The sequence below is a fragment of the Streptomyces camelliae genome, assembly GCF_027625935.1.
GTDB lineage: Bacteria > Actinomycetota > Actinomycetes > Streptomycetales > Streptomycetaceae > Streptomyces > Streptomyces camelliae.
On sequence record NZ_CP115300.1, the window covers coordinates 6,707,075 to 6,726,609 of the forward strand.

Sequence of the window (19,535 nt, forward strand, 5' to 3'; positions counted from 1 at the left end):
CTTGTGATCGCCCTCTCCCTCGCCGAGATCGCAGCAGTCGTCGGCGGGCAGACGCACGACATACCGGATCCGTCCGTCCAGGTCACGGGCCCGGTGGTCCGGGACTCCCGCGAGGTGGTGCCCGGCAGCCTGTTCGCCGCCTTCGTCGGCGAGCGCGTGGACGGCCACGACTTCGCACCGCGGGTCGTCGAGGCGGGCGCGGTCGCCGTACTGGCGGCACGCCCGGTCGGGGTACCCGCGATCGTCGTCGAGGACGTGCAGACCGCCCTCGGCGCCCTCGCCCGGCACGTCGTACGCCGGCTCGGCGCGACCCTCGTCGCGCTGACCGGCTCGGCCGGCAAGACCAGCACCAAGGACCTCATCGCGCAGGTCCTGCGGCGCAAGGCGCCGACGGTGTTCACGCCCGGATCGCTCAACAACGAGATCGGGCTGCCGCTGACCGCACTGTCCGCCACCGAGGAGACCAGGTTCCTCGTGCTGGAGATGGGCGCCCGCGGCCTCGGGCACATCCGCTACCTCACCGGCCTCACCCCGCCGAAGATCGGCCTCGTCCTCAACGTCGGCACCGCCCACATCGGCGAGTTCGGCGGCCGGGAACAGATCGCCCAGGCGAAGGGCGAGCTCGTCGAGAGCCTTCCTGAGGACGGTGCCGCCGTCCTCAATGCCGACGACCCGCTGGTCCGGGCCATGGCCTCCCGTACCAAGGCGAAGGTGGTCCTTTTCGGAGAGTCGGCCGAAGCGGACGTACGCGCCGAGAACGTGCGACTCACGGACAGTGGACAGCCCTCATTCAGGCTTCACACACCCTCCGGTGCAAGCGATGTGACCATGCGCCTGTACGGTGAGCACCACGTGTCGAACGCGCTCGCCGCGGCCGCCGTCGCCCATGAGCTGGGCATGTCCGCGGAAGAGATCGCCACCGCGCTCTCCGAGGCGGGCTCCCTCTCCCGCTGGCGCATGGAGGTCACCGAGCGCCCGGACGGCGTGACCATCGTCAACGACGCCTACAACGCCAACCCCGAGTCCATGCGGGCCGCCCTTCGGGCGCTCGCGGCCATGGGCAAGGAGCGGCGCACATGGGCGGTGCTCGGCAAGATGGCCGAGCTGGGGGACGAGGCGCTCGCCGAGCACGACGCCGTCGGACGGCTCGCCGTCCGGCTCAACGTCAGCAAGCTCGTCGCCGTCGGGGGGATTGAGGCCTCCTGGCTGCAACTGGGCGCATATAACGAGGGTTCGTGGGGTGAGGAGTCGGTGCACGTGTCCGACGCACAGGCGGCGATCGACCTGTTGCGCAGCGAGTTGCGCCCGGGGGACGTCGTGCTCGTGAAGGCGTCCCGTTCGGTGGGTCTGGAGAGCGTTGCCCAGGCGCTCGTCGAGACCGGTGCCGAGGGTGAGGTTGCCGCCCGATGATGAAGCAGATCCTGTTCTCAGGAGTCATTGGCCTCTTCCTGACACTGATCGGCACCCCGCTGCTGATCAAGCTCCTCGCGCGCAAGGGCTACGGCCAGTACATCCGTGACGACGGTCCGCGCGAGCACGCCAGCAAGCGCGGTACGCCGACGATGGGCGGTATCGCCTTCATCCTGGCGACGATCGCGGCGTACTTCCTGAGCAAGCTCATCACCGGTTACCCGCCCACCTACTCCGGCCTGCTGGTGCTCGGCCTGATGTTCGGCATGGGCCTGGTCGGCTTCCTCGACGACTACATCAAGATCGTCAAGCGGCGTTCGCTGGGTCTGCGGGCCAAGGCGAAGATGGCCGGCCAGCTGATCGTCGGCATCTCCTTCGCGGTGCTCTCGCTGCAGTTCGCCGACGCGCGCGGCAACACCCCGGCCTCCACCAAGCTGTCGTTCATCACGGACTTCGGCTGGACCATCGGCCCGGTGCTGTTCGTCGTCTGGGCGCTGTTCATGATCCTCGCGATGTCGAACGGCGTGAACCTGACCGACGGTCTGGACGGTCTGGCCACCGGCGCCTCCGTGCTCGTCTTCGGCGCCTACACGTTCATCGGGGTCTGGCAGTTCCAGGAGTCCTGCGCCAACGCGCAGACCCTGACCAACCCGGCCGCCTGCTACGAGGTGCGCGACCCGCTCGACCTCGCGGTGGTCGCCTCCGCGCTGATGGGTGCCTGCCTGGGCTTCCTGTGGTGGAACACCTCGCCGGCGAAGATCTTCATGGGCGACACCGGGTCGCTCGCCCTCGGCGGTGTCCTGACCGGTCTGGCCATCCTCTCCCGTACGGAGCTGCTGGTGGCCATCATGGGCGGCCTGTTCGTCCTGATCACCATGTCGGTCGTCATCCAGGTCGGCTCCTTCCGGCTCACCGGCAGGCGCGTCTTCCGGATGGCGCCACTCCAGCACCACTTCGAACTCAAGGGCTGGTCCGAAGTCCTGGTGGTGGTCCGATTCTGGATCATTCAGGGTATCTGTGTGATTGTCGGACTAGGCCTCTTCTATGCGGGATGGGCAGCGGAAAAGTGACCTCCACCTCGGAGCTCTTCGACTTCCAGGGCAAGCACGTCACCGTCGCCGGGCTCGGTGTCTCCGGCGTCCCGGCGGCCAAGGTGCTGCACGCGCGCGGGGCGATCGTCACGGTCGTCAACGACGGCGACGACGCACGCGCGCGCGAGCAGGCCACGGAGCTGGAGGCGCTGGGCATCACCGTGCGCCTCGGCGACGGCGCCTCCCTGCCGGAGGGCACCGAGCTGATCGTCACCGCGCCCGGCTGGAAGCCGGACAAGCCGCTGTTCCTGGCGGCCGAGCAGGCGGGCGTGCCCGTCTGGGGCGATGTCGAGCTGGCCTGGCGCCTGCGCGGCCCCGACGCCGCCCCCTGGCTGGCCGTCACGGGCACCAACGGCAAGACGACCACCGTCCGCATGCTCGCCGCCATCCTCACGGCGGCGGGCCTGCGCACGGCCGCCGTCGGCAACATCGGCGTCTCCCTGCTGGACGCGGTCCTCGGCGAGGAGACGTACGACGTCCTCGCCGTCGAGCTCTCCAGCTACCAGCTGCACTGGGCACCCTCCCTGCGCGCCCACTCCGCCGCCGTGCTGAACCTCGCGCCGGACCACCTCGACTGGCATGGCTCCATGGAGGGATACGCGCGCGACAAGGGCCGTATCTACGAGGGCAATCGGGTCGCCTGCGTCTACAACGTCGAGGACAAGGCCACCGAGGACCTGGTCCGCGAGGCCGACGTCGAGGAGGGCTGCCGGGCCGTCGGGTTCACCCTCGGCACCCCCGCGCCCTCTCAACTCGGCGTCGTGGACGGCATCCTGGTCGACCGCGCCTTCGTCGAGAACCGGCAGAAGAACGCCCAGGAGCTCGCCGAGGTCGCCGACGTGGATCCGCCGGCCCCCCACAACATCGCCAACGCCCTTGCCGCGGCGGCCCTCGCGCGCGCCTTCGGGGTGCCCGCCACCGCCGTACGCGACGGACTGCGCGCCTTCCGCCCCGACGCCCATCGCATCCAGCACGTCGCCGATCTCGACGGTGTCGCGTACGTGGACGACTCCAAGGCGACCAACACCCATGCCGCCGAAGCCTCGTTGGCGGCATATGAGCCGATTGTATGGATCGCGGGTGGTCTGGCGAAAGGTGCGACCTTCGACGAACTGGTCGCCAGGTCGGCGAAGCGGCTGCGCGCGGTGGTCCTCATCGGCGCCGACCGGGAGCTGATCCGCGACGCCCTCGCGCGACACGCCCCGGAAGTACCCGTGGTCGACCTCGACCGGACCGACACTGGGGCGATGCTCCAGGCGGTGACGGAAGCGAAGCGGCTCGCTCAGCCCGGCGACACGGTGCTGCTGGCCCCGGCCTGTGCCTCCATGGACATGTTCACCAACTACAACCAGCGCGGTGACGCGTTCGCGGCGGCGGTCCGCGAACTCGGCGCCTGACCCCGGCCGCCCGCCGGGCGGATCTTGGGAGGGACGCGTGGGACGGTCGACGTTCAGTGGAGGCGCCGATGCCCAGTAGCCGTACCGGAAGGCCGCCCGTACAGCGGGCGTCCCGCCGTCCCGCGGTCTCCCGCCCGCCGCGCGAGAACCCGTTCCAGCGGCTCTACACGCGCGCGCGCAAGGCCTGGGACCGGCCGCTGACCGCCTACTACCTGATCGCCGGCGGCAGCGTGCTGATCATCGTGCTGGGCCTGGTGATGGTCTACTCGGCCTCCCAGATCACCGCGCTCCAGCTGTCGCTGCCGGGGTCGTACTTCTTCCGCAAGCAGTTCCTCGCCGCGCTCATCGGCGGCGCCCTGCTGCTCGCGGCCTCCCGCATGCCGGTGAAACTGCACCGGGCGCTGGCCTACCCGATCCTCGCCGGCGCCGTCTTCCTGATGGTCCTGGTGCAGATCCCCGGGATAGGGCACGCGGTCAACGGCAACCAGAACTGGATCTCCCTCGGCGGCTCCTTCCAGATCCAGCCCAGCGAGTTCGGCAAGCTCGCCCTGGTGCTGTGGGGCGCGGACCTGATCGCCCGCAAACAGGAGAAGAAGCTGCTGACCCAGTGGAAGCACATGCTGGTGCCGCTGGTGCCGGTCGCCTTCCTGCTGCTCGGGCTGATCATGCTGGGCGGCGACATGGGTACGACGATCATCCTGACGGCGATCCTGTTCGGGCTGCTGTGGCTCGCGGGGGCGCCGACCCGGCTGTTCTCCGGGGTGCTGGGCGTCGCCGTCGTCCTCGCCGCCATCGCCATCGAGACCAGCCCGCATCGCCTCGCCCGCCTCAACTGCATCGCGGCCACCGACCCCGGCCCGGGTGACATGTGCTGGCAGGGCGCCCACGGCATCTACGCACTGGCCTCCGGCGGACTCTTCGGCTCCGGTCTCGGTGCAAGTGTGGAAAAATGGGGCCAACTCCCGGAAGCCCACACCGACTTCATCTTCGCGGTCACCGGTGAGGAACTGGGCCTCGCGGGGACACTGTCGGTGGTCGCCCTGTTCGCGGCTCTAGGCTATGCGGGTATCCGCGTGGCCGGACGCACGGAGGACCCCTTCGTGAGGTACGCCGCGGGAGGCGTGACCACCTGGATCACCGCCCAGGCGGTGATCAACATCGGTGCGGTGCTCGGTCTGCTGCCGATCGCCGGTGTCCCCCTCCCGCTGTTCTCCTACGGAGGGTCCGCCCTGCTGCCGACCATGTTCGCCATCGGGCTGCTGATCGCCTTCGCACGCGACGAGCCCGCTGCGCGGGCGGCGCTTGCGATGCGGCAACCTCGCTTTGGTAGAAAACGGGGTGCCGGGGGCTCCGGGTCCGGTCGGAGTCCCCGGAGATGGAAAACGATGCGACGGCGTGCCTCGGTGGCGCGTCCGTCCGGAGAGCGGTGAATTTCGGTGCATGTCGTACTCGCCGGTGGGGGGACCGCCGGCCACATCGAGCCCGCGCTCGCCCTCGCGGACGCCCTGCGCAGGCAGGACCCGACCGTGGGGATCACGGCCCTGGGCACGGAGCGCGGCCTGGAGACCCGGCTCGTCCCGGAGCGCGGCTACGAGCTGGCGCTGATCCCGGCCGTGCCGCTGCCCCGCAAGCCCACGCCCGAGCTGATCACCGTCCCGGGCCGGCTGCGCGGCACGATCAAGGCCGCCGAGCAGATCCTGGAGCGCACCAAGGCGGACTGTGTCGTCGGTTTCGGCGGTTATGTCGCGCTGCCCGGCTACCTCGCGGCCAAGCGCCTCGGTGTGCCCATCGTGATCCACGAGGCCAACGCCCGCCCCGGCCTTGCCAACAAGATCGGCTCGCGCTACGCGGCCCGGGTCGCCGTCTCCACCCCGGACAGCAAGCTGCGTGACGCGCGCTACATCGGCATCCCGCTGCGCCGCTCCATCGCCACCCTGGACCGCGCCGCCGCGCGCCCCGAGGCCCGGCACCGCTTCGGCCTCGATCCGAACCTGCCCACGCTGCTGGTCTCCGGCGGCTCGCAGGGCGCCCGCCGCCTCAACGAGGTCGTCCAGCAGGTCGCGCCCTGGCTCCAGCAGGCCGGTATCCAGATCCTGCACGCGGTCGGCCCGAAGAACGAACTGCCGCAGGTGCACCAGATGCCGGGGATGCCCCCCTACATCCCGGTAAGTTACCTGGACCGGATGGACCTCGCGTACGCCGCGGCCGACATGATGCTCTGCCGCGCGGGCGCGATGACCGTCGCCGAACTCTCCGCCGTCGGACTCCCGGCCGCCTACGTCCCGCTGCCCATCGGCAACGGCGAACAGCGGCTCAACGCCCAGCCGGTGGTCAAGGCCGGCGGCGGACTCCTCGTCGACGACGCGGAACTGACGCCCGAGTGGGTACAGCAGAACGTCCTGCCCGTGCTCGCCGATCCGCACCGGCTGTACGAGATGTCCCGCGCGGCAAGCGAGTTCGGCCGCCGGGACGCCGACGAGCTGCTCGTCGGCATGGTGTACGAGGCGATCGCCTCGCGCCGTTAGGACCGTATGACGAAAGGGCAGTGAGGGTGGCCGGACCGACTACCGCCGAGCGCGGGAAACGCCAGCAGGAGTCGTCCGGCCCGCCGTCCGCCCGGCGGCTCGGAAGAGCGCGCCTTCGTACGATCGTCATTCTGGCGGTGGCCGCCGTACTCCTCGGGGCCGGTGTCACTTGGCTGTTGTACGGCTCCACCTGGCTGCGCGTCGAGCATGTCTCGGTGTCCGGCACGGATGTGCTGACCCCCGACGAGGTGCGCGACGCGGCGGCCGTACCGGTGGGGGCGCCGATGATTTCCGTCGACACCGACGGCATCGAAGCCCGACTCCGCCAGAAATTGCCCCGAATTGACACAGTTGACGTGGTGCGTTCCTGGCCCCATGGAATCGGTCTGAAAGTGACCGAGCGGACTCCGGTTCTGCTGCTCCGAAACGGCCGGAACTTCACCGAAGTCGACCGCGAAGGTGTCCGGTTCGCCACGGTTTCGCAGGCCCCGAAAAGCGTTCCCGCGCTGGAATTGTCCGTATCCCGCACGGGTTCCGGAGCCGCGAGCCTGCGGCGCTTCGGCACCGACCGGCTGGTGCGCGAGGCGGTCGGGGTCGCCGGTGATCTGCCGGCCGCCGTCGCCCGGGACGCCCGGACCGTCCAAGTCCGTTCCTACGACGACATCTCGCTGGAGTTGGCCGACGGCCGCACGGTGGCATGGGGAAGCGGCGAGAGCGGCCGCGCCAAGGCACGGGCCCTCACAGCTCTCATGAAAGCAGCTCCCGGCGCGCGGCACTTCGACGTCAGCGTTCCCACCGCCCCTGCGTCATCGGGGAGTTGACGCACATCAGCGCAGGCCAGCACCCTGGTTGGGCACTGCTACGGCTGATCACATAGGGTGAAAAGAAAAACGGGAGGTTCGGCGTGTTCGTTGAACGGGCGCCACTTGTCGACTTAGTGTCCTGTTCAGAAGACTTCAAGGAACAGACACACTGGTAACCCTAAACTTCAGGGTTAGGGTTCGGGTCGGCGCTACGGACCGTCCCATTCGGCATCTGCCGTCCCGGCGCGGGGCACCGCACGACGACGGCAACGTAATTCGAGGCGAGAGGCCTTCGACGTGGCAGCACCGCAGAACTACCTCGCAGTCATCAAGGTCATCGGTGTCGGCGGCGGTGGTGTCAATGCCATCAACCGGATGATCGAGGTCGGTCTCAAGGGCGTCGAGTTCATCGCCATCAACACCGACGCGCAGGCGCTGTTGATGAGCGACGCCGACGTCAAGCTCGACGTCGGCCGCGAACTCACCCGCGGACTCGGCGCCGGCGCCAACCCGGCGGTCGGCCGCAAGGCCGCCGAGGACCACCGCGAGGAGATCGAGGAGGTCCTCAAGGGGGCCGACATGGTCTTCGTGACGGCCGGTGAAGGCGGCGGCACCGGCACCGGCGGCGCACCCGTCGTGGCCAACATCGCGCGCTCGCTCGGCGCCCTCACCATCGGCGTGGTCACGCGTCCGTTCACCTTCGAGGGACGGCGCCGCGCGAACCAGGCCGAGGACGGCATCGCCGAACTGCGCGAAGAGGTCGACACCCTCATCGTCATCCCCAACGACCGGCTGCTGTCCATCTCGGACCGCCAGGTCTCGGTCCTGGACGCCTTCAAGTCCGCCGACCAGGTCCTGCTCTCCGGTGTCCAGGGCATCACCGACCTCATCACCACCCCCGGCCTGATCAACCTCGACTTCGCCGACGTCAAGTCGGTCATGTCCGAGGCCGGTTCGGCCCTCATGGGCATCGGCTCGGCCCGCGGCGACGACCGCGCGGTGGCCGCCGCCGAGATGGCGATCTCCTCGCCGCTGCTGGAGGCGTCCATCGACGGCGCCCGGGGCGTGCTGCTCTCCATCTCCGGCGGCTCCGACCTCGGCCTGTTCGAGATCAACGAGGCCGCCCAGCTGGTCAGCGAGGCCGCCCACCCCGAGGCCAACATCATCTTCGGCGCGGTCATCGACGACGCCCTCGGTGACGAGGTGCGGGTCACGGTGATCGCGGCCGGCTTCGACGGCGGTCAGCCGCCGGCCCGCCGGGACAACGTCCTCGGCTCGGCCTCGACGTCGACCCGCCGCGACGAGCCCGCTCCGGTACGGCAGTCCGAGCCCAGCCGGCCGACCTTCGGCTCGCTCGGCAGTGTGACGCCGAAGGAGGAGCCGGAGCCGGCGCCCGAGCCGGTTGCCGACATCCCGGCCCCGCCGCTGCCGTCGTCGCGGACCTACGCGGACAGCGCCGCCGAGGAGCTGGACGTCCCGGACTTCCTGAAGTGATAGGACGGCGCGAGAGCGTGAGCGGCGCGCACTTCGCCTTCACCGACCGGTGGGGCGGGGTGAGCGCCGCTCCGTATGAGGAGCTCAATCTCGGCGGCGCGGTCGGTGACGAGGCGCAGGCCGTACGGGCCAACCGGGAGCTCGTGGCCACGTCGCTCGGTCTGGACCCCGGCCTGGTGGTCTGGATGAACCAGGTGCACGGCAACGACGTGGTCGAGGTCGACGGACCGTGGCACGTCGAGCGGCCCCCGCAGGCCGACGGAATCGTGACGGCCACGCGCGGCGTCGCCCTCGCCGTCCTCACCGCCGACTGCGTGCCGGTGCTGCTGGCCGACCCGGTCGCCGGGGTCGTCGCCGCGGCACACGCGGGCCGACCCGGCATGGTCAAGGGGGTCGTCCCCGCCGCCGTACGGGCCATGGCCGAACTCGGCGCCGAGCCGGGCCGGATCGTCGCCCGCACCGGGCCGGCCGTGTGCGGCCGGTGTTACGAGGTGCCGGAGGCGATGCGCGCCGAGGTGGCCGCCGTCGAGCCGGCGGCGCACGCCGAGACGAGCTGGGGTACACCGGCGGTCGACGTGAGCGCCGGGGTGCACGCGCAGCTCGACCGGCTCGGGGTGTGCGACCGGGCGCAGTCGCCGGTGTGCACGCTGGAGTCGGGGGATCACTTCTCGTACCGCCGCGACCGCACCACCGGGCGGCTCGCGGGCTATGTCTGGCTGGACTGATGGGGCATGACGGACCGTAAGACCGAACTCGCCGCAAATCTGGCGCAAGTGGAGCAGCGCATCACCGCCGCGTGTGTCGCGGCCGGGCGTGAGCGGGAGGAGGTGACCCTGATCGTGGTCACCAAGACCTACCCGGCGAGCGATGTGCGGATCCTGTCGGAACTCGGTGTGCGCCATGTCGCCGAGAACCGCGACCAGGACGCGGCACCGAAGGCCGCCGCGTGTGCGGATCTGCCCTTGAAATGGCATTTTGTTGGTCAGTTGCAGACCAACAAGGTGCGTTCCGTGGTCGGTTATGCCGATGTCGTGCAGTCCGTGGACCGTTCCCGGCTCGTCACGGCTCTGTCGAAGGAGGCGGTGCGGTCGGGGCGCGAGGTGGGCTGTCTGATCCAGGTCGCGCTGGATGCGGGCGCGAGCGGGCGGGGCGAGCGCGGCGGTGTGGCCCCGGAAGGAATCGAAGAGTTGGCCGACCTCGTCGCGGCGTCTCCAGGACTGCGGCTCGACGGACTGATGACCGTCGCTCCGCTCACCGGGGAGTACGCGGGACGCGAACAGGCGGCGTTCGAGCGGCTCATGGATTTGTCGACCGACCTGCGCCGAGCTCATCCGGCTGCAACCATGGTGTCGGCAGGGATGAGTGCGGACCTCGAACAGGCCGTGGCAGCCGGGGCGACACACGTGCGCGTCGGCACTGCGGTACTCGGAGTCCGCCCCAGGCTCGGGTAACGTCGCCAGGAAGTCGGACCACAGCAGAAAATATGGTCAATGCCCGCGAAGGCGAGCACAACGACCGCGTGGATCGCGGGCACTTGGCAGTCGTCAGCCGATCCACCACAGAGCGGAGGACTCAGAGCATGGCCGGCGCGATGCGCAAGATGGCGGTCTACCTCGGCCTCGTGGAGGACGATGGGTACGACGGCCGCGGATTCGACCCCGACGACGACTTCGAGCCCGAGTTGGACCCGGAGCCCGAGCGGGATCACCGACGGCATGAATCGTCACATCAGTCGCACAGTGCACATCAGTCCCAAAGGGACGAAGAGGTGCGAATCGTCCAACCGCCCGCACCCCGCGAGCCGGTGGCCCGATCGACTTCGCTCGCCGCGGAATCCGGACGTCCGGCGCGCATCGCGCCCGTGGCATCCATCACACAAGAACGTCAGTCCCTGGAGAAGAACGCACCGGTGATCATGCCCAAGGTCGTGTCGGAACGAGAGCCTTACCGGATCACCACGCTTCACCCGCGGACCTACAACGAAGCCCGTACCATCGGGGAACACTTCCGTGAGGGCACCCCGGTGATCATGAATCTGACTGAGATGGATGACACAGACGCGAAGCGACTTGTCGACTTTGCGGCCGGTTTGGTGTTTGGTCTTCACGGCAGCATCGAGCGGGTGACGCAGAAGGTGTTCCTGTTGTCTCCTGCTAACGTCGATGTCACGGCGGAGGACAAGGCCCGCATCGCAGAGGGCGGGTTCTTCAACCAGAGCTGAGACGCACAACCAGATCGACGTTCGGAAGAGCACGGAACAGGGGAGAGGGAAGCGCAGGCCATGAGCGTGTTCGCACAGGTGGTCCACATCGCGCTATTGCTGTTTCTCGCCGTGCTCATCTTCCGGCTCGTCATGGATTACGTGTTCCAGTTCGCCCGCTCGTGGCAACCCGGCAAGGCGATGGTGGTCGTACTGGAGGCCACCTACACTGTCACCGATCCACCGCTGAAGCTTCTGCGGCGGTTCATCCCGCCGCTGCGTCTCGGGGGCGTGGCGCTCGACCTGTCCTTCTTCGTACTGATGATCATCGTCTACATCCTCATCTCCATCACGGGGAGCTTCGTGTAATGAGGGTGGACGATACGGTCTTGCCGACTGCCGATGACTACGCTGAGGTGAAGAGATGCCGTTGACCCCCGAGGACGTGCGGAACAAGCAGTTCACGACCGTCCGCCTCCGAGAAGGCTATGACGAGGACGAGGTCGATGCCTTCCTCGACGAGGTCGAAGCCGAACTGACCCGTCTGCTCCGCGAGAACGAGGACCTGCGTGCCAAGCTGGCCGCGGCGACCCGTGCGGCCGCGCAGAACCAGCAGAACATGCGCAAGGGCCCGCCGGAGCAGGATCAGCAGCATCCGCAGCAGCAGGGCATGCCTCAGCAGGGCATGCCTCAGCAGGGCATGCGAGGCCCCGGCGCGCCGGTGCCCGCCGGCATATCGGGCCCGCCGCAGCAGCAGATGGGCGGCCCCATGGGAGGCCCGCCCCAGCTGCCGAGCGGTGCCCCGCAGCTGCCCGCCGGCCCCGGCGGTCAGGGTGGCCCGCAGGGTCCCGGCCCGATGGGCCAGGGTCCGATGGGCCAGGGCCCCATGGGTCAGGGCCCCATGGGTCAGGGCCCGATGGGTGGCCAGCCCATGCAGCAGCAGATGGGTGGCCCCATGGGCGGTCCGATGGGCGGCCCCGGCATGCCCGGTCAGGGCCCCGGCGGCGACAGCGCCGCCCGTGTCCTCTCGCTGGCCCAGCAGACCGCCGACCAGGCGATCGCCGAGGCCCGCTCCGAGGCCAACAAGATCGTCGGCGAGGCCCGCAGCCGCGCCGAGGGTCTGGAGCGTGACGCCCGTGCCAAGGCCGATGCCCTGGAGCGGGACGCGCAGGAGAAGCACCGCGTCGCCATGGGCTCCCTGGAGTCCGCCCGCGCCACGCTGGAGCGCAAGGTCGAGGACCTGCGCGGCTTCGAGCGCGAGTACCGCACGCGCCTGAAGTCGTACCTTGAGTCCCAGCTGCGCCAGCTGGAGACCCAGGCCGACGACTCCCTGGCCCCGCCGCGCACCTCGTCCGCCCCCTCCCTGCCCCCGTCCCCGGCGCCCTCCATGGCCCCGGCCGGCGCGAGCGCCCCGTCCTACGGCGGCAACCAGACGATGGGCGGCAACCCCGCTCCGTCCGCCCCGTCCTACGGCGGCCAGCAGCAGATGACCCCGGCCATGACCCAGCCCATGGCTCCGGTCCGCCCGCAGGGCCCGTCCCCGATGGGCCAGGCTCCCTCGCCGATGCGCGGGTTCCTGATCGACGAGGACGACAACTGAGCACCGGGCACGGTGGGTAGTACGCCGTAGGCGTCGGCAGCGTTCAAGGGCGCGGCTCTGGACTTCGGTCCGGGGCCGCGCCCTTTTTACGCGGGTTGCGGAGAACCGCGCACCGTACTCAGGCCGACCGAGCCGATGAAGAAGGGCCCGGCCTCCTGCCTGGAGACCGGGCCCTTCTCACACCACTCGGCGCTTACGCCTTCCGCAGCCGGAACGTGAGAGACAGCCCCTCATCGGTGAACGCCTCGCCATAGGTGCCGTCGGCCTCACCCTGGCCGAAGTCGGTCGACAAGACCTCGTCGGCGATCAGCTCGGCATGCTCAGCCAGCGCAGCGACCACCGTGGCATCCGTCGACACCCACCGCAGAGCGATCCGGTCGGCCACATCCAGCCCACTGTTCTTGCGGGCCTCCTGGATCAGCCGGATCGCGTCACGGGCCAGACCCGCCTGCCGCAGCTCCTCGGTGATCTCCAGGTCCAGCGCCACCGTGGCACCGGAGTCGGACGCCACCGACCAGCCCTCGCGCGGGGTCTCGGTGATGATCACCTCGTCCGGGGCGAGCGTGACCGTCTCGCCGTCGACGTCCACGGAGGCCGTGCCCGCACGCAGCGCCAGCGACAGCGCGGCGGCGTCGGCGTTCGCGATCGCCTTGGCCACGTCCTGCACCCGCTTGCCGAACCGCTTGCCCAGCGCCCGGAAGTTGGCCTTCGCGGTGGTGTCCACCAGCGAGCCGCCCACCTCGGAGAGCGAGGCCAGCGAGGAGACGTTCAGCTCCTCCGTGATCTGGGTGTGCAGCTCCGGGTCCAGCGTCTCGAAACCGGTCGCCGCGATCAGCGCGCGGGACAGCGGCTGACGCGTCTTGACGCCCGACTCCGCGCGCGTGGCACGGCCCAGCTCCACCAGCCGGCGCACCAGCACCATCTGCTTCGACAGCTCCGGGTCGATCGCGGACAGGTCCGCCTCCGGCCAGGCCGCCAGGTGCACGGACTCCGGGGCACCGGGGGTCACCGGCACGACCAGGTCCTGCCACACCCGCTCGGTGATGAACGGGACGATCGGCGCCAGCAGCCGGGTGACCGTCTCCAGCACCTCGTGCAGCGTGCGCAGCGCCGCCTTGTCGCCCTGCCAGAACCGGCGGCGCGAGCGGCGGACGTACCAGTTGGACAGGTCGTCGACGAACGCGGACAGCAGCTTGCCGGCGCGCTGGGTGTCGTACGCCTCCATCGCCTGCGTCACCTGGTCGGTGAGGGCGTGCAGCTCGGACAGCAGCCAGCGGTCGATCAGCGGGCGCTCGGCCGGGGCCGGGTCCGCCGCGCTCGGTGCCCACTGGGACGTACGGGCGTACAGCGCCTGGAAGGCGACCGTGTTCCAGTACGTCAGCAGGGTCTTGCGGACGACCTCCTGGATGGTGCCGTGACCGACGCGGCGCGCCGCCCACGGGGAGCCGCCGGCCGCCATGAACCAGCGCACCGCGTCCGCGCCGTTGGCGTCCATGAGCGGGATCGGCTGCAGGATGTTGCCCAGGTGCTTGGACATCTTGCGGCCGTCCTCGGCCAGGATGTGGCCCAGGCAGACGACGTTCTCGTACGACGACTTGTCGAAGACCAGCGTGCCGACGGCCATCAGCGTGTAGAACCAGCCGCGGGTCTGGTCGATCGCCTCGGAGATGAACTGCGCCGGGTAGCGGCTCTCGAACAGCTCCTTGTTCTTGTACGGGTAGCCCCACTGCGCGAACGGCATCGAGCCCGAGTCGTACCAGGCGTCGATGACCTCGGGCACGCGCGTGGCCGTCTCGCCGCAGCCCTCGTGCGGGCAGGCGAAGGTGACCTCGTCGATGTACGGCCGGTGCGGGTCGAGGTCCGACTGGTCCGTGCCGGTCAGCTCGGTCAGCTCCGCGCGGGAGCCGACGCAGGTGAGGTGGTCGTCCTCGCAGCGCCAGATCGGCAGCGGGGTGCCCCAGTAGCGGTTGCGGGACAGCGCCCAGTCGATGTTGTTGTTCAGCCAGTCGCCGTACCGGCCGTGCTTGACCGTCTCCGGGAACCAGTTGGTCTTCTCGTTCTCCTGGATCAGGCGGTCCTTGATCGCCGTCGTGCGGATGTACCAGGAGGGCTGTGCGTAGTAGAGCAGCGCGGTGTGGCAACGCCAGCAGTGCGGGTAGCTGTGCTCGTACGCGACGTGCTTGAAGAGCAGGCCGCGCTGCTGGAGGTCCTCGGTGAGCTTTTCGTCCGCCTTCTTGAAGAAGACGCCGCCGACCAGCGGGACCTCCTCCTCGAAGGTGCCGTCCGGGCGGACCGGGTTGACCACGGGCAGGCCGTAGGCGCGGCAGACCTTGAGGTCGTCCTCACCGAAGGCGGGGGACTGGTGGACCAGACCCGTGCCGTCCTCGGTCGTGACGTAGTCCGCGTTCACCACGAAGTGCGCCGGAGCCGGGAACTCCACGAGCTCGAACGGACGTTGGTAGGTCCAGCGCTCCATCTCGGCGCCGGTGAAGGTCTGGCCCGTGCTCTCCCAGCCCTCGCCGAGCGCCTTGGCGACGAGCGGCTCGGCGACGACGAGCTTCTCCTCGCCGTTGGTGGCGACGACGTAGGTGACCTCCGGGTGCGCGGCGACCGCCGTGTTGGACACCAGGGTCCAGGGGGTCGTCGTCCACACCAGGAGCGCGGCCTCGCCGGCGAGCGGACCGGAGGTGAGCGGGAAACGGACGTACACGGACGGGTCGACGACCGTCTCGTAGCCCTGTGCCAGCTCGTGGTCGGACAGGCCGGTGCCGCAGCGCGGGCACCAGGGGGCGACCCGGTGGTCCTGGACCAGCAGGCCCTTGTTGAAGATCTCCTTCAGCGACCACCACACGGACTCCACGTACTCGGGGTCCATGGTGCGGTAGGCGTCGTCCAGGTCGACCCAGTAGCCCATGCGGGTCGTCAGCTCGGCGAAGGCGTCGGTGTGCCGGGTCACGGACTCGCGGCACTTGGCGTTGAACTCGGCGATGCCGTACGCCTCGATGTCCTGCTTGCCGGAGAAGCCCAGCTCCTTCTCGACGGCCAGCTCGACGGGCAGGCCGTGGCAGTCCCAGCCGGCCTTGCGGGCCACGTGGTAGCCGCGCATGGTGCGGAAGCGCGGGAAGACGTCCTTGAAGACGCGCGCCTCGATGTGGTGGGCGCCGGGCATGCCGTTGGCGGTGGGCGGGCCCTCGTAGAACACCCATTCCGGGCGGCCCTCGGACTGCTCCAGGCTCTTGGCGAAGATCTTCTGCTCGCGCCAGAAGTCGAGCACGGCGTGCTCAAGAGCGGGCAGGTCGACCTGTGCGGGCACCTGGCGGTACGTCGGCGCTGTCATCTGCGAGCATCCTCCAACGGACTTGCTGCCTTCCGTCGGAGGGACGAGAGCCTTCGATCCTGTCTACGCCGTGTGCGGCGCGCTCCCGCGGTACCACCCTCCTTGGCCCGCCGGTGCGCCCTGTGCTCCGGTGAGCCCCCTCATTGGGGTCGCGAAGCCGGTTCTACTCGCCCGGTGCGGGCTTTCTTCCGGCGGCTCCGGGGTGATCTTCACGTCGCGCTCGCCCCCGGGCTCCCACCGTCCCCGGGTCGCTCTGGGCTGCGTACGCCGCTACTCGTCCCCATCCACGCTTCTCGCTCCGCCCAGTGTACGGCGCCGCGCGGACAGTGGCTGACCGGTTTTCTCCGGGCCCGTGGTCCGCGGGGTGCCGCCGTGCGCCGGGCGACCCGGCGGGATGACCCGAATGGCGAGGGCACGCGCGCGTGTGTCCGGCGGGGTCTGCCGGGGCGGATTACCCGGCGGGGAGCTGGGCACAACGGATGCAGGCCCGCTGCTCGGGGGGTGCGGGCGGGCGAATCGGGCGGTGTGCCCCGTTGCCGCGGGACTCAAGTCGATTTATCGTCCCAGCACGATTCGCGAGCAAGATCACAATATGTGAAGGGGCCGCGGCCATGGTGGCGAAAAAGACCGCCGTAGAGCATCCGGCGACCGGCCGGGCCAGGGGCGCGGCCGCCAAGAAGACGACTGCGAAGAAGGCGGCCACCGAGAAGACGGCCACCGAGAAGACGGCCACCAAGAAGGTGGCCGCCAAGGAGACGGCCGCGAAGAAGACGGCTGTGCGGAAGGCCGACGCGAAGGCCGCGGCGAAGGCCGCGGACGCCAGGAAGCCGGCCGAGAAGTCGGCCAGGAAGCCTGCCGAGAAGACGGCCGGGAAGAAGACGGTGGCCAGGAAGCCGGCGGCCGGGAAGAAGGCGGCGGTGAAGGGGGTGGCGGTGGACAAGGCGGCCGTCAAGGCGGCTGCCGCCGGCGTCTCCTCGGAGACGGCCGGCAAGAGCACGGCCAAGAAAGCGGGCGCGGCGCGGGCCGCGAAGCAGACGGGAGCCACGACAGTGGTTGCGAAGAAGACTCCTGGCACGGCCACGGCCGCACAGACCGCCGTTCCCAAGGCACGGATCGCCGCGGCGGAGCCCGGCGAGCTGGCGGTGCGTCCCGGAGAGGAACCCTGGACGCCGGAAGAGGTCGCTGAGGCCCGTGCCGAGCTGCTGTCCGAGGTGGAGCGGCTGCGCACCGAGATCAGCTCCGCCGAGGCCTCCCTCGTGGGTCTGATGCGCGACTCCGGGGACGGCGCGGGCGACGACCAGGCCGACACCGGGACGAAGAACATCACGCGCGAGCACGAGCTGGCGCTGGCCGCCAACGCGCGCGAGATGCTGATCCAGAACGAGCACGCCCTGGAACGGCTGGACGCGGGCACCTACGGTCTGTGCGAGAACTGCGGCAACCCCATCGGCAAAGCCCGGATGCAGGCCTTCCCGCGGGCCACTCTGTGCGTGGAATGCAAGCAGAAGCAGGAACGTCGCTCCTGAGCGTGAGGGGCCGGGCGGGCGTGCCGTAGTCTCGTCCTCAGTCAGGCACCTAGGTTGAGGGACTCACGTGGCAGAGGCGGAACGCATCATCGGTACGCCGGACACCCCGGACGACAGCGGCGAGCACACGGCGGCGGCCGGAGCACAGCAGGCCCCGGCGCAGGCGCGCGTCGGCCGGGGGCGCCGGATCGCCGTGCTGTTCGCGGTGGCCGCGTTCGCGTACGCCCTCGACCTGATCAGCAAGACGCTCGTGGTCGCCAAGCTGGAGGGCCACGAGCCGATCAAGCTGGTCGGGGACCTGCTGGAGCTGCACGCCATCCGCAACCCCGGCGCCGCCTTCGGCTTCGGGGGCGCGTTCACGGTGATCTTCACGCTGATCGCCGCGGCGGTGATCGTGGTGATCATCCGCCTGGCCCGCAAGCTGTACAGCTTCCCCTGGGCGGTCGCCCTCGGCCTGCTGCTCGGCGGCGCGCTCGGCAATCTGACCGACCGGGTCTTCCGGGCCCCCGGGGTCTTCGAGGGCCAGGTCGTGGACTTCATCGCGCCGAAGGGCTTCGCGGTGTTCAACCTGGCCGATTCGGCGATCGTGTGCGGCGGCATCCTGATCGTGCTGCTGTCCTTCCGCGGCCTGGACCCGGACGGCACGGTCCACAAGGACTGACCGCCCGGGAGTTCTCCCGAGTTGTCCACAGGCCCGTGCGGGGGCGTCCGGCCGGTCCGGCATACTCGACGGGTGAGCACGATTCCCGAGATCCGTACCCTGCCCGTGCCCGACGGCCTGGAGGGTGAGCGCGTCGACGCCGCCATCTCCCGGATGTTCGGCTTCTCCCGCACGAAGGCGGCCGAGCTGGCCGCGGCCGGCAAGGTCCAGGTCGACGGCGCGGTGGTCGGCAAGTCCGAGCGGGTGCGCGGCGGCGCCTGGCTGGAGGTCGAGATGCCGCAGGCGCCCGCGCCGGTGCAGGTGGTCGCCGAGCCGGTCGAGGGCATGGAGATCGTGTACGACGACGATGACGTGGTCGTGATCGTCAAGCCGGTCGGCGTGGCCGCGCACCCCTCGCCCGGCTGGAGCGGCCCCACCGTCATCGGCGGCCTCGCCGCGGCCGGCTACCGGATCTCCACCTCCGGCGCCGCCGAGCGCCAGGGCATCGTGCACCGCCTCGACGTCGGCACCTCGGGCCTGATGGTGGTCGCCAAGTCGGAGCGGGCGTACACCTCGCTCAAGCGCCAGTTCAAGGAGCGCACGGTCGACAAGCGCTACCACACACTGGTCCAGGGCCACCCGGACCCGACGAGCGGCACGATCGACGCCCCGATCGGCCGCCACCCCAACCACGACTACAAGTGGGCGGTCACGGCCGACGGCAAGGCCTCCGTGACCCACTACGACCTCATCGAGGCCTTCCGCGCCGCCTCGCTGCTGGACGTGAAGCTGGAGACCGGCCGCACCCACCAGATCCGCGTCCACATGTCCGCCCACCGCCACCCCTGCGTCGGCGACCTCACCTACGGCGCCGACCCGACCCTCGCCAAGCGGCTGCGCCTGACCCGCCAGTGGCTGCACGCCGTGCGGCTCGGCTTCGAGCACCCCGCGGACGGGCAGTGGGTGGAGTTCCGCAGCGACTACCCCGAGGACCTGCAGAAGGCCCTCGACCAGGTCCGTGAGGAGTCGTACGCGTGAGCGTGCCGCCGTACACCCTCCGGGTCGCCGAGGATCCCGCCGACCGCGAGGCCTGCTTCGCGGTCCGCAAGGAGGTCTTCGTCGTCGAGCAGGGCGTCGCCGAGGATCTGGAGTACGACGCCTACGACGCGGGCGCCGTGCATGTGCTCGCGGTCCGCGAGGACGGCGTGCCGCTCGGCACCGGCCGGCTGCTGCACGGCGCGGCGGCCCTGGCGAAGACCGGCGCGGACGCCTCGGTGGGCTCCCTGGGGCGGCTCGCCGTCTCCCGGGCGGCGCGCGGGCTCGGGGTCGGTGTGGCCCTGGTCCGGGCCATCGAGGACGCGGCACGCGCGCGGGGTCTCACCGCGATCGACCTGCACGCACAAACCCATGCGCTGGGTTTCTACGAGCGCCTCGGGTACGTGCTGTACGGCCCGGAGTTCCCGGACGCCGGGATACCCCACCGGGCGATGCGCCGCGCCCTGTAGCGCGGCG

General features: G+C 70.1%; 17 protein-coding genes. 16 read left to right on the forward strand and 1 reads right to left on the reverse strand.

Going from position 1 to position 19,535, the window contains the following annotated elements:
- Positions 1-3 precede the first annotated feature (3 nt).
- The 12 genes from O1G22_RS30770 (at position 4) to O1G22_RS30825 (ending at position 12,520) form a co-directional block, all read left to right on the forward strand.
- A complete protein-coding gene (locus O1G22_RS30770) occupies positions 4-1,410 on the forward strand; it encodes a UDP-N-acetylmuramoyl-tripeptide--D-alanyl-D-alanine ligase (RefSeq protein WP_270084297.1) in 1,407 nt (468 codons plus the stop codon).
- On the forward strand, positions 1,407-2,480 hold the full coding sequence (gene mraY / locus O1G22_RS30775; RefSeq protein ID WP_225096701.1) for a phospho-N-acetylmuramoyl-pentapeptide-transferase: 1,074 nt from the start codon (positions 1,407-1,409) through the stop codon (positions 2,478-2,480). The genes O1G22_RS30770 and mraY overlap by 4 nt, the downstream gene beginning before the upstream one ends.
- On the forward strand, positions 2,462-3,898 hold the full coding sequence (gene murD / locus O1G22_RS30780; RefSeq protein WP_270084298.1) for a UDP-N-acetylmuramoyl-L-alanine--D-glutamate ligase: 1,437 nt from the start codon (positions 2,462-2,464) through the stop codon (positions 3,896-3,898). Before mraY ends, murD begins: the two co-directional genes overlap by 19 nt.
- Before the next feature lie 68 nt (positions 3,899-3,966).
- Positions 3,967-5,328 (forward strand): putative lipid II flippase FtsW, encoded by a 1,362-nt coding sequence (ftsW, locus tag O1G22_RS30785; RefSeq protein ID WP_270084299.1) that lies wholly within the window; start codon positions 3,967-3,969, stop codon positions 5,326-5,328.
- Positions 5,329-5,334: 6 nt separating this feature from the next.
- Positions 5,335-6,423 (forward strand): undecaprenyldiphospho-muramoylpentapeptide beta-N-acetylglucosaminyltransferase, encoded by a 1,089-nt coding sequence (gene murG / locus O1G22_RS30790; protein ID WP_069781397.1) that lies wholly within the window; start codon positions 5,335-5,337, stop codon positions 6,421-6,423.
- A 26-nt stretch (positions 6,424-6,449) separates the two neighbouring features.
- Positions 6,450-7,244, forward strand: a complete 795-nt coding sequence (locus O1G22_RS30795; protein ID WP_270084300.1) for a cell division protein FtsQ/DivIB — start codon at positions 6,450-6,452, stop codon at positions 7,242-7,244.
- 279 nt (positions 7,245-7,523) lie between these two features.
- Entirely contained in the window at positions 7,524-8,720 is a 1,197-nt protein-coding gene (gene ftsZ / locus O1G22_RS30800; protein WP_270084301.1) for a cell division protein FtsZ, read from the forward strand.
- Positions 8,717-9,445, forward strand: coding sequence for a peptidoglycan editing factor PgeF (gene pgeF, locus O1G22_RS30805; RefSeq protein WP_270084302.1), 729 nt, complete (start codon positions 8,717-8,719; stop codon positions 9,443-9,445). Before ftsZ ends, pgeF begins: the two co-directional genes overlap by 4 nt.
- A 6-nt stretch (positions 9,446-9,451) precedes the next feature.
- A complete protein-coding gene (locus O1G22_RS30810) occupies positions 9,452-10,171 on the forward strand; it encodes a YggS family pyridoxal phosphate-dependent enzyme (RefSeq protein WP_270084303.1) in 720 nt (239 codons plus the stop codon).
- Between the two features lie 128 nt (positions 10,172-10,299).
- A complete protein-coding gene (locus tag O1G22_RS30815; protein ID WP_023551436.1) occupies positions 10,300-10,941 on the forward strand; it encodes a cell division protein SepF in 642 nt (213 codons plus the stop codon).
- Between the two features lie 60 nt (positions 10,942-11,001).
- Positions 11,002-11,289: a YggT family protein gene (locus O1G22_RS30820; protein ID WP_225096692.1), complete on the forward strand. Its 288-nt coding sequence runs from the start codon at positions 11,002-11,004 to the stop codon at positions 11,287-11,289.
- A 55-nt stretch (positions 11,290-11,344) separates the two neighbouring features.
- On the forward strand, positions 11,345-12,520 hold the full coding sequence (locus tag O1G22_RS30825; RefSeq protein WP_270084304.1) for a DivIVA domain-containing protein: 1,176 nt from the start codon (positions 11,345-11,347) through the stop codon (positions 12,518-12,520).
- Between the two features lie 193 nt (positions 12,521-12,713).
- Here O1G22_RS30825 and ileS read toward each other — a convergent pair whose 3' ends face one another.
- Positions 12,714-15,857 (reverse strand): isoleucine--tRNA ligase, encoded by a 3,144-nt coding sequence (gene ileS / locus O1G22_RS30830; RefSeq protein ID WP_270084305.1) that lies wholly within the window; start codon positions 15,855-15,857, stop codon positions 12,714-12,716.
- Between the two features lie 611 nt (positions 15,858-16,468).
- Between ileS and O1G22_RS30835 the strand changes: the two genes are divergently transcribed.
- From O1G22_RS30835 to O1G22_RS30850, 4 genes are all read left to right on the forward strand, one after another.
- Positions 16,469-17,383 carry a TraR/DksA family transcriptional regulator gene (locus O1G22_RS30835; protein WP_270084306.1) on the forward strand — a complete coding sequence of 305 codons (915 nt, stop codon included), beginning with the start codon at positions 16,469-16,471 and terminating at the stop codon, positions 17,381-17,383.
- A gap of 67 nt (positions 17,384-17,450) precedes the next feature.
- Positions 17,451-18,044 carry a signal peptidase II gene (gene lspA, locus O1G22_RS30840; RefSeq protein ID WP_270084307.1) on the forward strand — a complete coding sequence of 198 codons (594 nt, stop codon included), beginning with the start codon at positions 17,451-17,453 and terminating at the stop codon, positions 18,042-18,044.
- 72 nt (positions 18,045-18,116) lie between these two features.
- On the forward strand, positions 18,117-19,061 hold the full coding sequence (locus tag O1G22_RS30845) for an RluA family pseudouridine synthase (protein ID WP_270084308.1): 945 nt from the start codon (positions 18,117-18,119) through the stop codon (positions 19,059-19,061).
- Complete coding sequence (locus O1G22_RS30850; protein WP_270084309.1) at positions 19,058-19,528, forward strand: GNAT family N-acetyltransferase; 471 nt, start codon at positions 19,058-19,060, stop codon at positions 19,526-19,528. The genes O1G22_RS30845 and O1G22_RS30850 overlap by 4 nt, the downstream gene beginning before the upstream one ends.
- The last annotated feature ends 7 nt before the right edge of the window (positions 19,529-19,535 follow it).

Bases quoted from the DNA above. Each gene is read 5' to 3' on its own strand.
- mraY (WP_225096701.1), top strand. From the start codon at position 1,407: ATGATGAAGCAGATCCTGTTCTCAGGAGTCATTGGCCTCTTCCTGACA.
- murD (WP_270084298.1), top strand. From the start codon at position 2,462: ATGGGCAGCGGAAAAGTGACCTCCACCTCGGAGCTCTTCGACTTCCAG.
- ftsW (WP_270084299.1), top strand. From the start codon at position 3,967: ATGCCCAGTAGCCGTACCGGAAGGCCGCCCGTACAGCGGGCGTCCCGC.
- O1G22_RS30810 (WP_270084303.1), top strand. From the start codon at position 9,452: ATGACGGACCGTAAGACCGAACTCGCCGCAAATCTGGCGCAAGTGGAG.
- O1G22_RS30815 (WP_023551436.1), top strand. From the start codon at position 10,300: ATGGCCGGCGCGATGCGCAAGATGGCGGTCTACCTCGGCCTCGTGGAG.
- O1G22_RS30820 (WP_225096692.1), top strand. From the start codon at position 11,002: ATGAGCGTGTTCGCACAGGTGGTCCACATCGCGCTATTGCTGTTTCTC.
- O1G22_RS30825 (WP_270084304.1), top strand. From the start codon at position 11,345: ATGCCGTTGACCCCCGAGGACGTGCGGAACAAGCAGTTCACGACCGTC.
- ileS (WP_270084305.1), bottom strand. From the start codon at position 15,857: ATGACAGCGCCGACGTACCGCCAGGTGCCCGCACAGGTCGACCTGCCC.
- O1G22_RS30835 (WP_270084306.1), top strand. From the start codon at position 16,469: ATGGTGGCGAAAAAGACCGCCGTAGAGCATCCGGCGACCGGCCGGGCC.